This is a genomic window from Terrabacter sp. R4-6, from assembly GCF_057529065.1.
Map to the genome: position 1 here is coordinate 2,026,282 of NZ_CP197224.1, position 12,872 is coordinate 2,039,153.

General features: G+C 72.5%; 12 protein-coding genes. 4 read left to right on the forward strand and 8 right to left on the reverse strand.

Features of this window, described 5'->3' with window-relative positions; genetic code table 11:
• Window positions 1–7: 7 nt before the first annotated feature.
• On the reverse strand, window positions 8–1,078 hold the full coding sequence (locus ACSSS0_RS09605; RefSeq protein ID WP_487230955.1) for a type III polyketide synthase: 1,071 nt from the start codon (window positions 1,076–1,078) through the stop codon (window positions 8–10).
• 118 nt (window positions 1,079–1,196) lie between these two features.
• On the opposite strand from ACSSS0_RS09605, the gene ACSSS0_RS09610 reads away from it, so the two are divergent.
• Window positions 1,197–2,003: a UbiA family prenyltransferase gene (locus ACSSS0_RS09610; protein WP_487230956.1), complete on the forward strand. Its 807-nt coding sequence runs from the start codon at window positions 1,197–1,199 to the stop codon at window positions 2,001–2,003.
• A 2-nt stretch (window positions 2,004–2,005) separates the two neighbouring features.
• Here ACSSS0_RS09610 and ACSSS0_RS09615 read toward each other — a convergent pair whose 3' ends face one another.
• Window positions 2,006–2,407: a PPOX class F420-dependent oxidoreductase gene (locus ACSSS0_RS09615; protein ID WP_435984208.1), complete on the reverse strand. Its 402-nt coding sequence runs from the start codon at window positions 2,405–2,407 to the stop codon at window positions 2,006–2,008.
• A 184-nt stretch (window positions 2,408–2,591) separates the two neighbouring features.
• Between ACSSS0_RS09615 and ACSSS0_RS09620 the strand changes: the two genes are divergently transcribed.
• The gene (locus tag ACSSS0_RS09620) at window positions 2,592–4,793 is read left to right on the forward strand and encodes an ATP-dependent DNA ligase (protein ID WP_487230957.1); all 2,202 of its coding nucleotides are present in this window, start codon (window positions 2,592–2,594) and stop codon (window positions 4,791–4,793) included.
• A gap of 21 nt (window positions 4,794–4,814) precedes the next feature.
• On the opposite strand, the gene ACSSS0_RS09625 is transcribed toward ACSSS0_RS09620, so the two are convergent.
• The gene (locus ACSSS0_RS09625; protein ID WP_487230958.1) at window positions 4,815–5,156 is read right to left on the reverse strand and encodes a hypothetical protein; all 342 of its coding nucleotides are present in this window, start codon (window positions 5,154–5,156) and stop codon (window positions 4,815–4,817) included.
• Between the two features lie 148 nt (window positions 5,157–5,304).
• Here ACSSS0_RS09625 and ACSSS0_RS09630 point away from each other — a divergent pair, with 148 nt between their 5' ends.
• Window positions 5,305–5,745 carry an SRPBCC family protein gene (locus ACSSS0_RS09630; protein WP_487230959.1) on the forward strand — a complete coding sequence of 147 codons (441 nt, stop codon included), beginning with the start codon at window positions 5,305–5,307 and terminating at the stop codon, window positions 5,743–5,745.
• 26 nt (window positions 5,746–5,771) lie between these two features.
• Here ACSSS0_RS09630 and ptsP read toward each other — a convergent pair whose 3' ends face one another.
• From ptsP to ACSSS0_RS09655, 5 genes are all read right to left on the reverse strand, one after another.
• On the reverse strand, window positions 5,772–7,466 hold the full coding sequence (gene ptsP / locus ACSSS0_RS09635) for a phosphoenolpyruvate--protein phosphotransferase (protein WP_487230960.1): 1,695 nt from the start codon (window positions 7,464–7,466) through the stop codon (window positions 5,772–5,774).
• 5 nt (window positions 7,467–7,471) lie between these two features.
• Window positions 7,472–7,741 (reverse strand): HPr family phosphocarrier protein, encoded by a 270-nt coding sequence (locus tag ACSSS0_RS09640; RefSeq protein WP_435984204.1) that lies wholly within the window; start codon window positions 7,739–7,741, stop codon window positions 7,472–7,474.
• Between the two features lie 76 nt (window positions 7,742–7,817).
• Complete coding sequence (locus ACSSS0_RS09645) at window positions 7,818–9,902, reverse strand: PTS fructose transporter subunit IIABC (RefSeq protein ID WP_487230961.1); 2,085 nt, start codon at window positions 9,900–9,902, stop codon at window positions 7,818–7,820.
• Window positions 9,903–9,956: 54 nt separating this feature from the next.
• Entirely contained in the window at window positions 9,957–10,910 is a 954-nt protein-coding gene (gene pfkB, locus ACSSS0_RS09650) for a 1-phosphofructokinase (RefSeq protein WP_487230962.1), read from the reverse strand.
• Window positions 10,907–11,668, reverse strand: a complete 762-nt coding sequence (locus ACSSS0_RS09655) for a DeoR/GlpR family DNA-binding transcription regulator (RefSeq protein ID WP_487230963.1) — start codon at window positions 11,666–11,668, stop codon at window positions 10,907–10,909. Before ACSSS0_RS09655 ends, pfkB begins: the two co-directional genes overlap by 4 nt.
• 268 nt (window positions 11,669–11,936) lie before the next feature.
• On the opposite strand from ACSSS0_RS09655, the gene ACSSS0_RS09660 reads away from it, so the two are divergent.
• Window positions 11,937–12,863 (forward strand): lysophospholipase, encoded by a 927-nt coding sequence (locus tag ACSSS0_RS09660; RefSeq protein WP_487230964.1) that lies wholly within the window; start codon window positions 11,937–11,939, stop codon window positions 12,861–12,863.
• Window positions 12,864–12,872 lie beyond the last annotated feature (9 nt).

Consider the following 12,872-nt stretch of genomic DNA (forward strand, 5'->3'; position numbering starts at 1 on the left):
ACTCCTGTCAGTCGGCCGCGCGGAGCAGGACGAGCTCGAGGCAGAAGCCAGGGCCCATCGCCATGAGGACGCCCCACGAGCCCGGCTCGGGGGTGTGGTCGGCGAGGGTGTCGGCGAGCACGTGGAGCACGGACGCGGAGCTGAGGTTGCCGATGCGGTCGAGCGAGCGCCAGGTGACGCCGAGCGCCTCCCGGTCCACCCCGAGCGCCTCCTGCATCGCCTCGAGGACCTTGGGCCCGCCGGGGTGCGCGACCCACCAGCCGATGTCGGCGCGGGTCAGGCCCTGTCCGGCGAGGAAGCGGTCGACATCGTCGCGGACGTTCTCGCGCACGAGGTCGGGGACCTCGGCGCCGAGGACGATGCGCAGCCCCGTCGCGCCGACGTCCCAGCCCATGGCGCGCTCGGTGCCGGAGTAGAGCCGGCTGCGGGTGGCGACGACGCGTGGCTGGGCCGACGCGAGGTCGGCCGCGCGGTGGGCACCGACCATGACGACGGCGGCGGCGCCGTCGCCGAAGAGGCCGCTGGCGACGAGGTTCGCGGTCGAGCGGTCGTCGCGCTGGACGGTGAGGCTGCACAGCTCGACGGAGAGGAGCACCGCGACGTCGTCGGGATGGCCGAGGAGGTAGTCGTGGACGCGGGCCACACCGGCGGCGCCCGCGACGCAGCCGAGCCCGACGAGGGGGACCCGCTTCACGTCGTCACGCAGCCCGATCTCGGCGGCGACGCGGGCCTCGATCGACGGGACGGCGAGGCCGGTGATCGTCGTCGACATGATGAGATCGACGTCCTGCGGGGTGAGACCACAGGCGGCGAGCGCCTTGGTGACCGCGTGCGAGCCGAGCTCGGTCGCGACCCGGATGAACTCGTCGTTGGCCGCGCCGAAGTCCGCGAGCTGCCAGTAGCGCTCGAGCGGCAGGGCCAGGTGGCGCTGGCTCACCCCGGCGTTGGCGTGGAAGCGCTCGAGGAGCGCCCGGTCCGACCCGGTCGAGCCGAGCACGTCGGCGAAGGCCGCCGTGACCTCGGCCTGCGCGTAGCTGTGCTCGGGCAGGACGCCGCGGACGGCCGCTAGGTGGCTCACCGCCTCAGAGTAGGCGCCCCGGGCGCCGGTGTGTCGCGAGGCTGGACAGGGCCTTCGGCAGAGCGTCGCGTCCCCGGCGGTCCCCGGAGGGTGGCGGCGGGAGCCCTAGGCTCGGCCCGTGGCGGTGCGGCGGACGGTGCGGGGTCTGGCGCTCGCCTGCCATCCGGGCCCGACCGTGGCCGTCACCGTGCTCACCGCCCTGCTCGCCTGGTCGGCGGGCCACACGCTCGCGCGCGGGCTGCTCGTGACCGCGGCCGTGCTCACCGGCCAGCTGTCGATCGGCTGGTCGAACGACCTCCTCGACGCACGTCGTGACCGCGCCGTCGGGCGCACCGACAAGCCCTTGGCCGCCGGCGCCGTGACCGAGCCGGTCGTCCGCGCCGCCTGCGGAGCCGCGCTCGTCGCGTGCGTCGTGCTGTCCCTCGCGTGCGGCTGGGCCTCGGGATTCGTCCACCTCTTCCTCGGCGTCGCGTCGGGCTGGGCGTACAACCTGTGGTTCAAGCGCACCGCGCTCTCCCCGCTGCCGTATGCCGTCGCGTTCGCCGCGCTGCCGGCCGTCGTCACGCTCGCCCTCCCCCACCCCGTCTGGCCGCCCGCGTGGGTGCTCCTCACCGGCGCGCTGCTCGGGGTCGGCGCGCACCTGCTCAACGCCCTGCCCGACCTCGCCGACGACGAGGCGACCGGGGTGCGCGGTCTGCCGCACCGGCTCGGGGAGCGGGTCGTGCGGTGGCTGGCACCCACGGTGCTGCTCGCGGGGTCGGTCGTGGCGGCATACGGCCCCGGTCCTGACGCCGTCGGGCTGGGACTGCTCGCAGCGAGCGTGGCTCTCGCGGTCGTGGCCGTCGTGGGGCGCGGGCGCCTGCCGTTCGTCGCGGCGGTGCTCATCGCCCTCGCGAACGTCGTCAGTCTCGTCGTGCGCAGCTGAGCTCAGTCGGTCGGCGTGATCCGGACGACGACACGAGTGCTGTTGCCGCGGCGCACGACCCACTCGATGGCCATGAAGATGCGGAACTCGACGCCGTACTTGCGCGCGAGCCGACGGTTGACCGCCTCGGAGGCGGCGGAGTCGCGGATGATCTCGGCGCGGCCCTCGACGACCGGGGCGTCGGGCTCCACGTTGCCGCGGCGGTCGCACGGCTGGATCGTGACGCGCGGGTCGTGGCGCAGGCGCTTGAGCTTGCCGGCACCGTCGGGCGTGCTGACGATCGCGGCCCCGGCGTCGGGCAGCACCCACACGGGGGTCGGGACCGGCTCGCCGTTGCGGCGGTACGTCGTCAGCAGCACGAAACGTTCGCCGCCGAGGTTGTGGAGCGTGGGCGCCTGGGTCATGGGCCAGACGTACCCGGTCCGCCGGCGCCGCCTGCAGGGAGGCCCCGCCGGCACCCTGTGCCTTGGGTCACCCCCTGACCCACGGACGCCGTTCGTCCGGCTGCCGCGAGGCAAAGTCACCTCCTGACCCGATGCACAGCGCGCGGTCCGTCCCGTCGTCGCACCTCGTGGCTACGATCGGCGGGTGAGCGCCAAGCCCGTCGTCGTCGAAGCGCCCAGTCCGTCGAGCCCGTCCGGGGTGCGGGAGGTGCGCGTCTCGAGCCCCGACCGGGTGCTGTGGCCGGCGGCCGGGATGGCCGACGGGCAGCCCGTGACGAAGCTCGACATGGCGCACTACCTCGTCGCCGTGGCCGACCCGATGCTGCGGGCGCTCGGCGGCCGGCCGGTGACGCTCCAGCGCTTCCCGGAGGGCATCGAGGGCGATGAGTTCTTCTCCAAGAACCCACCCAAGGGCGTGCCCGAGGGGACGCGCACGGTCATGTGCACCTATCCGTCGGGCCGCAGGCACCCGCAGCTCGTCATCGACGAGATCGCCGATGCCGTGTGGGCGGCGCAGATGAACACCATCACCTTCCACCCGTGGCCGGTCCGCACGGCCGACGTCGACCGGCCCGACGAGCTGCGCATCGACCTCGACCCCCAGCCGGGGCGCGGTTTCACGGACGCCGTCGAGGCCGCGCTCGCCCTGCGCGAGGTGATGGCCGAGATCGGGCTCACCGCGTGGGCCAAGACCTCCGGCAACCGGGGGGTCCACGTCTATGCGCGGGTCGCGCCGACCCACGAGTTCCTCGACGTGCGGCACGGCGTCATCGGCATCGCGCGCGAGCTCGAGCGACGCCTCCCCGACCTCGTGACGACCTCGTGGTGGAAGGAGGAGCGCGGCGAGAAGATCTTCGTCGACTTCAACCAGGCCTGCCGCGACCGCACCATCGCGTCGGCCTACTCCCCCCGGCCGCTCCCCGGTGCGCCGGTGTCGACGCCGGTGACCTGGGACGAGCTCGCGACCGTCGACCCCAAGGAGCTGACGGTGCGCACCGTGCCGCAGCTCGTCGCCGACCGCGGCGACGCGTGGGCCGGCATCGACGACGTGGTCGGTGACGTCGCGGCCGCGATCGCTCTGTGGGACAAGGACGTCAGCGAGCGGGGGCTCGGCGAGCTGAACTTCCCGCCCGACTACCCCAAGATGCCGGGCGAGCCGCCGCGCGTTCAGCCGAGCAAGCGGCGCACCGACAAGGCCGACGAGGAGTACATGGCGCCCAAGGCCGAGCGCGACGCCGACCTGCGCTCGACGTGGGGCATGCCGGTCGTTCCTCCCGTGTCGCCGATGCTCGCCAAGCCGGTCAAGGACTTCTCGGCCGTCAAGGTCGACGTGCTCTACGAGCCGAAGTGGGACGGCTTCCGGTCGATCATCTTCCGGTCCGGCGACCTCGTCGAGATCGGGTCCCGCAACGAGAAGCCGATGACGCGCTACTTCCCCGACGTCGTCGAGGCCGTTCTCGCCAACTTCCCCGAGAAGTGCGTCATCGACGGCGAAATCGTCCTCGTGTCACCGGAGTCGGGAGACCGGCTCGACTTCGACCTGCTCCAGCAGCGCATCCACCCGGCGGCCTCGCGCGTCAAGAAGCTGGCGGCCGAGACGCCGGCATCGTTCGTCGCCTTCGACCTGCTCGCGCTCGGCGAGGAATCCTACCTCGACAAGCCGTTCGCCGAGCGGCGCGCGGCGCTCGAGAAGGCGCTCGCCACGGCCGAGGCGCCCGTCCACCTGACCGCGGCGACAGCCGACCGCGACGTCGCGAAGGGCTGGTTCACCCAGTTCGAAGGCGCGGGCCTCGACGGCGTCATCGCCAAGCCGGTCGACATCGCCTACGAGCCCGACAAGCGCCTCATGTTCAAGATCAAGCACGAGCGCACGGCCGACTGCGTCGTCGCCGGCTACCGGGTGCACAAGAGCGGGCCCGACGCCATCGGCTCGCTCCTGCTCGGGCTCTACGGCGAGGACGGGCAGCTCGCCTCGGTCGGCGTCATCGGCGCCTTCCCCATGGCTCGCCGCAAGGAGCTCTTCGAGGAGCTCCAGCCCCTCGTCGCCGAGTGGGACGAGCACCCCTGGAACTGGGCTGCTCCAGCGGAGGATGCCGGCGGCGTCCGCACTCCGCGCTCGTCGGAGTACTCCCGCTGGAACAACCAGAAGGACCTCTCGTTCGTGCCCCTGCGTCCCGAGCGAGTCGTCGAGGTGCGCTACGACCACATGGAGGGCACCCGCTTCCGGCACACGGCGCAGTTCGTCCGGTGGCGCGAGGACCGCACGCCCGAGTCGTGCACCTTCGACCAGCTCGACGAGCCCGTCAGCTACGACCTCGCCGACGTGCTCTCCGCCGGGTCCGACTGAGCGACAGGGCGTCTCGACCCGTCAGTGGCGGGGCTGGCGGGGGCGGCGGTCGTGGTGGCGGTCGGCCGCCTCGCGCAGCTGGGAGACGACCTTGTCCTCGGCGTCCTTGAGCGCGGCCTTGGTGTCGGTCAGGTCGGAGACCCCGATGACGGTCGGCAGCCCGCTGATGCAGACCTCGACGGAGGTGTGCATGCCCGGCTGCCCGCGGTCCTTGACCCGGAGCCCGATGTGGACCATCGACGGGTCGAAGCGCTCCAGCTGGGTGAACAGCTGGGTCAGCGCGTGCTCGATGAAGGGAAGGTCGTCCGCGTGGTAGCCGTCCTCGAGACGGACCCGATCCATGTAGAGGCTGGACGTGCTCATGCCGAGCTCCTTTGCCGCGTGGGCGCCGGTGTCGACGTCCACCTCGAGTCTATCGAGGCGCCTTGGCGTGCAACCGTTTCAGGCCTATGAGGGTGGTCACCCACCGCGGGCCGCAGACGGCGCCGCGCATCGGCAGTAGCGTGCGAGCATGCAGTTCACCCAGGAGATCGTCGTCCAGGTGCCGCGGGAGCGGTTCATCGAGCTGTTCGACGACCCGGCCAACCTGCCGAAGTGGCAGGAGGGGCTGATCTCCTTCGAGCCGATGCACGGCGAGCCCGGTCACCCGGGCGCCCAGTCCCGCCTGACCTACCGCCGTGGGCGCGGCACCCTCGAGATGGTCGAGACGGTGACGCGCCGTGACCTGCCGTATGCGTTCGAGGGCACCTACGACGCCAAGGGCGTGCACTCGACCACGCGCAACGAGTTCCACGAGGCCGGCCCCGACGCCACGCGCTGGGTGACCCACAACGAGTTCCAGTTCCAGGGCGCCATGAAGGTCGTGGGCGTGCTGATGGCCAAGAGCTTCCCGAAGCAGAGCCTGTCGATGATGGAGGCGTTCAAGACCTTCGCCGAGTCGCAGGCGCGGTAGCAGGCGCGACCCCGCACAGGTAGTGCTCAGAGCAGGTCGGTGAGCTCGGTCCGGGCCGCCTCCCGCACGGCCGTGAGGGCGTCGACGGCGGTGCGCGCACCACGGGCCGCGGCGGCGAGGGCCTGGCACTCGGCGACCGAGTGGAGCGAGAGTGCCAGCCGCACGACCGGCACCTTGCTCGGCGCCATGGACAGCGACGAGGCCCCGAGGCCGACGAGGACGAGGGCGAGCAGCGGGTCGCCGGCGGACTCGCCACAGACCCCGATAGGACGGCCGGCTCGGGCGGCCCCCTCGCATGCGAGCCCGACGACGTCGAGGACGCCGGGCTGCCACGGGTCGAGCAGGTCGGACAGCGCGCCCTGCATGCGGTCGGCGGCCATCGTGTACTGCGCGAGGTCGTTGGTGCCGAGCGAGCCGAAGTCGACCTCGCCGAGCACGTCGTGGGCGCGCAGCGCGGCGCCCGGCACCTCGATCATGACGCCGGCCTTGGGCAGCCCGTTCTCGCGGACGCGCCGCGCGAACCACGCCGCCTCCTCGGCCGTGGCGACCATCGGGGCCATGACGCGCACGTCGGCGCCGGTCTCGCGGGCGGCGACGGCGAGCGCCTCGAGCTGGGCGTCGAGCAGGTCGGGCCGCTCAGCCGAGAGCCGCAGGCCGCGACGCCCGAGGGCCGGGTTCTCCTCCGGCCCGAGGTCGGCGAACTTCAGCGGCTTGTCGGCGCCGGCGTCGAGGGTGCGAACGACGACGCGTCGTCCCTCGAAGGGCGCGAAGACGCCGCGGTAGATCTCGGTCTGCTCCTCGACCGTCGGGGCCTTGGTCGCCGAGAGGTAGACGAACTCGGTGCGGAAGAGCCCGACGCCCTCGAGGTCCAGGGCTCCGGCGGCGACGGCGTCCTCGACGCCGCCGATGTTGGCGAGCAACGCGACCTCGGCGCCGTCGGACGTGCGACCCGGACCGGAGAGGTGCGACAGCGCCTCGGCGCGGCGCGCGGCCCGCTCCCGCTGGGCGGTCACGAGCTCCATGTCGGGGTCGATCGTCACCTCACCGGTGTCGCCGTCGAGCGCGACGGGGGTGCCTGCGGCGATCTCGGTGGCCCCGGCGAGCTGGACGACGGCGGGGATCCCCATCTGCGCGGCGAGGATCGCCGTGTGGCTCGTGCGGCCGCCGGCCTCGGTGACGATGCCGACGACGAGGCGCCGGTCGAGCGTCGCCGTCTCGGCGGGCGCGAGGTCCTCGGCGACGATGACGCTGGGCTCGGTGAAGGAAGGTACGCCGGGGGCCGGGACCCCGAGCACCGCTGCGACCGCGCGCGACCCGACGTCACGCAGGTCGGCGACCCGCTCGGCGAAGTAGCCGCCGAGCGCCTCGAACTGCGCGGCATACGTCTCCACCGCGTTGGCGATGGAGTGCGCCCGGCCGTGCCCGGCCGCGAGCTCCTTGGCCGCGGCCTTGACGAGGCCCTTGTCGCGGGCGATGAGGGCCGTCGCCTTGAGGATCTGCTGGGCCGTGTCGTCGACCCGGGTCGCCCGCTCCTCGAGCGAGACGGCGACCGACTCGAAGGCCGCACGCACGTCGGCGAGCGCCGCCTCCTGGTCGTCGACCGCCTTCTCATCGGCCGGCGGCCGGACCGGCGGTGCGACCTGCACCACCGGCCCGTACGCCGTGCCCGGGCTGACACCGATGCCGTGCCTGGTCTCGGAGGAGCTCGCCGACTCGGCCATGCTCGTTACTCCGCGTCGAGGTCGCGCGAGAGGAGCGCGACGAGCGAGTCGAGCGTCTCGTCGGCGCCGTCGCCCTCGGCCGTCAGGACGACCTCCTCGCCGTGCCTGGCCCCGAGGGCCATGACGCCGAGGATGCTCGTCGCGTCGACGGGGTCCTCGCCGGGCTTGGCGATCTCGACGTCGAGCCCGGACGCGCTCGCGGCCTCGACGAAGAGGGCGGCCGGGCGGGCGTGGAGCCCCACCGAGGAGGCGATGGTGACGGTGCGGGTTGCCATGGACGTGCTCCTTCTATGGATTCAGAGTGGTCGTGCTGTCGATGTGGATCAGACGGCGATCGAGCTCACGCCCTGATCAGACCGTAGCGCTCGCGTCGACCTCTGCAAGGTGCGTGTCGCGGGACTTCAGGGCGACGACGATCGCGGTCATGACGAGGACGCCGATGACGAGAGCGAGCAGGAAGAGGAGGAAGTTGCCGATGAGCGGCAGCACCCAGATGCCGCCGTGCGGCGCCCGGAGCGTCGCGCCGAACATCATCACGAGGCCACCGGTGACGGCGGAGCCGATCACGGATGAGGTGATGATGCGGACCGGGTCGGCCGCCGCGAACGGGATGGCTCCCTCGGAGATGAACGACGCGCCGAGCAGCCACGCGGCCTTGCCGTTCTCGCGCTCGGGCTCGGAGAAGAGGTGCGGGCGGACCGTCGTGGCGAGGGCCATGGCGAGCGGCGCGACCATGCCCGCCGCCATGACGGCGGCCATGATCTTCAGCTGGGGAGCGTCGGCCACCGTGCCGGCCGTGGCCAGGCCCGCGGTCGCGAAGAAGTAGGCCGCCTTGTTGACCGGGCCACCGAGGTCGAAGCCCATCATGGCGCCGAGCACGATGCCGAGGAGCAGGGCGCTCGAGCCGCTCATGTCGTTGAGGCCGCTCGTCAGCGCGTCGCTCAGGGCCTTGATCGGGCGGCCGAGGACGGTGATGAACAGTCCTGCGGTGATGAGGGTCGACAGGAGCGGGATGACGACGACCGGCATGACGCCGCGGACCCCCTTGGCGACCTTCCAGTGCGCGATCCAGCGGGCGACGAAGCCGGCGAGGAAGCCGGTGGCGAGGCCGCCGAGGAAGCCGGCGCCCATCGTCGCGGCGATGGACCCGCCGACGATGCCGGGCACGAGGCCGGGACGGTCGGCGATCGCGAAGGCGATGAAGCCGGAGAGGATCGGCACGAGGAAGCCGAAGGAGGCGCCGCCGATGACGAAGAGCAGACCGGCCCACGACTCGAGGCTGAGGGCGCTGAAGCTCTGGGTGATGTTGTACTTGCCCTCGGCCGTGAGGCCGTACTTGACGATCTCGATGGCGCCCTGCTCGCCGAGGGCGACCTGGGCGAGCATGAACGACAGGGCGATGAGGATGCCGCCTGCCGCGACGAACGGGATCATGTAGGAGACACCGGTCATGAGCCACTGGCGGATCTTCGTGCCGGTGCTCGCGCCGCTCTCGACCTTCGAGGTCAGACCGCCGGAGGAGCCACCGGCAGCGGCGGCCGCGACGGCGGCCTCGCGCTTGCTCGGGTCGGCGTCCCACTCGGTGACGAGCTGCTCGGCCTGGGAGACGAGCGCCGGGCCGTCGGAGATGCCCTTCTTGACGCCGACGTCGACGAGGGGCTTGCCGGCGAAGCGGCCGGCGTCCTTGACGGGCAGGTCGTGGGCGAAGATGACGGCGTCGGCGGCCGCGATCTCGGCCGCGCTGAGCGGCGTCGAGCCTGCCGAGCCCTGGGTCTCGACCTTCATCGTGTGGCCCGCGGCCTTCGCGGCGTTCTCGAGACCCTCGGCCGCCATGTAGGTGTGGGCGATGCCGGTCGGGCACGAGGTGACCCCGACGAGGTTGAGCACGCGCTTGGCGGCCGGGGGCGCAGCAGCGCCCGTCGTGTCCGTGCCGGCGGCACCGGCTCCGGCCCCAGCGGTGCCGGCGGCTGCGGCTGCCATGACCGGCTGGTCGAGCTCGACCTCGGCGCTGACGATCCGGACGACCTCGGCCTCCGTCGTCGCGGCGGCGAGGGCGGCCTTGAAGTCCTTCTTCATGAGGGCGCGGGCGAGCTTGGGCAGCATCTGCATGTGCGCGTCGCCGCCGGCCTCGGGGGCCGCGATGAGGAACACGAGGGTGGCCGGCCCGTCCTTGGCACCCCAGTCGATGCCGTCGCCGGAGCGCCCGAAGACGAGCGAGGGCTCGGTGATGGCGGCGCTGCGGGCGTGCGGGATGCCGATGCCGCCGGGCAGCCCGGTCGCCATCGTCTCCTCGCGCTTGCGCACGTCGCCCAGGAAGGCGTCGAGGTCGGTGCACCGGCCGGAGGCGACGAGGCGCTCGCCGAGCCTCCGGGTCGCCTCGTGGCGATCGGCACCGGTGAGGTCGAGGACGACCTGGTCTTCGGTGATCAGGAACATGGGATTTCCTTTCGGAGGATCGGGACGATCAGGTGTTCGGCGTCTGGGGCCGTGTCAGGACAGGACACTCAGGACACGGTCGAAATCGGGCTCGCGGGTCAGCTCGGCGCGTATGCCGTCGAGGTCGTCGGGTGAGGGCACGCGGCTTCCGGGGAGGGTGACCGCCGCGGCGCCCCACGTCACCCCCGTCATGAGGGCGTCCGCCGGGGCGAGCCCCGTGGACAGTCCGTGGAGCAGGCCGGCGAGCATGCAGTCGCCGGCGCCCACGGTGGACAGGGGGGCCGTGATCGTCGCGCGGGCGTGCGCACACTCGTCGGCGGTCACGAGCAGGGCCCCGTCGCCGCCGAGGCTGACGGCCACGACGTCGATGCCACCGGCGACGAGCTCGCGGGCTGCGTCGCGGACGTGGCCCAGGGTGGGCAGATCGTGGTCGACGAGCTCGGCGAGCTCCTCGTGGTTGGGCTTGATGAGGTGCGGCTTCGCGGCGACGGCGGCGGCGAACGGGGCGCCGGAGGAGTCGATGGCGACCCGCAGCCCGCGCTCGCGCACCCGGGCGACGAGGCCGGCATACAGGTCGGTGGGCGCTCCGGGCGGGAGGCTGCCGCAGGCGACGACCCACTGGGCGCCGTCGGCGCGCTCGAGGGTCGTCGCGAGCAGCGACTCGACCTCCTCGGCCGAGAGCTCGGGTCCGGGCTCGTTGAGCTTGGTCGTCGTGCCGTCGGGCTCGAGGACGCTGATGTTCATCCGGACCGACCCGCGGACCGGCACGGACGCGTAGCCGACACCGGCGGCGTCGAGCAGCTCCTCGAGGAGGTGGCCCTCGGGGCCTCCGCTCGGCAGGACCGCGACGGTGGGGCCGCCCTGCGCGGCCAGGGCGCGGGAGACGTTGACACCCTTGCCGCCCGGGTCGATGCGGCTGCTCGTGGCGCGGTGCACCTCGCCCCGGCGGAGCGCGTCGATGAGGACGGCCCGGTCGATGCTCGGGTTGGGCGTGAGCGTGACGATCATGCGGTCACCACTTCCGGTCCGGCCGCGCGGATCTCGGCGGCGACGTCGTCGTCGAGGTCGGTGTCGGTGATGACGACGTCGACGTCGGCGAGCTGGGCGAATCGGTGCAGGTGGTCGTCGCCGGCCTTGCTCGAGTCGGTGAGGACCACGCACTTGCGGGCGGCGCCGACCATGGCGCGCTTGACCAGCGACTCGGACTGGTCGGGCGTCGTGAGGCCACGGGCGACGGACAGGCCGTTGGTGCCGATGATGGCGACGTCGACGACGACGTCGGTCAGGGCCCCGGTGGCCCAGTCGCCGACGGCGGCGCCGGTCGTCCCGCGGACGCGGCCGCCGAGGAGGTAGAGCGTGATGCCGGGGTGCGTCGAGAGGACCGTGGCGGCGGCGAGGCTGTTCGTGAGGACGGTGAGGTCGAGGTCGGGCGGGAGCATCTCGGCCACGGCCAGGGTCGTCGACCCGCCGTCGAGGATGATGCTGCCGCCGCTGGGGAGCTCGTCGAGGGCGCGGGCCGCGATGCGCCGCTTGACGTCGGCGAGGCGGCCGGAGCGGGTGGCGAGCGTCGGCTCGACCTCGAGGCGCTCGACCGGGATGGCGCCTCCGTGGACCCGGCGCAGGGAGCCACGGCGCTCGAGGGCGGTGAGGTCGCGGCGCACGGTCTCGGCGGCGACACCGAGGGAGTCGGCGAGCGCGGTGACCTCGACCCGGCCGGCACGACGTGCCTCGGCGATGATCCGCTGCTGCCGCTCCGCTGCGTACATCGGACTCCCTCGTCCTGTGTGGTTTCCATCGTGCCCTCTGGGGCTCGTCCCTCAAGGAAACCACCGGTTCGGCGTGAAGTAAATAGATTCGGGCACCCGTTTCTGTGGTTTTGATGGCTGGACATCGATGAAACGGTCAAACCGGGACAGCCGACCCGACGCCCGAGCCACCACCGAGCCATCCGCTGGGCAGGCGCTCCCCCGCGACGCGGCGGACGGCATACGCTGCCGCTCGACGGCCAGTCACCGAGCAGATCGAGGACGATCCATGCAGAGCAGCACCTTCACGCTGACCACGCCCGACGGCACCGACGTCTTCGTCAACCGGTGGCTTCCCGACGGTGACCCGAGGGCGATCGTCCAGATCGCGCACGGCCTCGCCGAGCACTCGAGCCGCTACGCCCGTTTCGCGCAGCGCCTCACCGACCACGGGTATGCCGTCTACGGCTCGGACCACCGGGGCCACGGCAAGACGACCAGCCCGCGTGGCTCCTTCGCCGAGCGCGACGGGTGGCAGACGGTCATCGACGACCTGCACGCCGTGACCGACAAGGCCCGCGAGGAGCAGCCGGGCCTGCCCGTCGTCCTCCTCGGTCACAGCATGGGCTCGTTCATCTCGCGGGGGTATGCCGCGCAGTACGGTTCCGAGCTCGCCGGCCTCGTGCTCTCGGGCACCGCCGGGGGCGCCGGTGCCATCGGCAAGGTCGGCGTCTTCCTCGCCTCGACCCAGGCCCGGCTCCGCGGGCACGAGCACGTGAGCGGCCTCATGAACACGCTGAGCTTCGGTCAGTACAACTCGGCCTTCAAGCCGACGCGCACCGACTTCGACTGGCTCTCGCGCGACCCGGCCGAGGTCGACAAGTACGTCAACGACCCCGACTGCGGGTTCGTCTTCAGCGCAGGCGGATTCGCCGACCTGCTGCGTGGGCTCGAGGCGGTCAACACCGACCGCGTGGCCTCACGCATCCCCAAGGACCTGCCGGTGCACCTCGCCTCGGGCGACCAGGACCCGGTCGGCGCGAACGGCAAGGGCGTGCAGAAGGTCGCCGACCAGCTGCGCCGCCTCGGCGTCCAGGACGTCACGGTGACGCTGTGGCCCCAGGCCCGCCACGAGATCCTCAACGAGACGAACCGCGACGAGGTCGAGGTCGAGATCGTCGAGTGGATCGACGCGCACCTGCCCGCGCAGGGCTGACCCCACCGC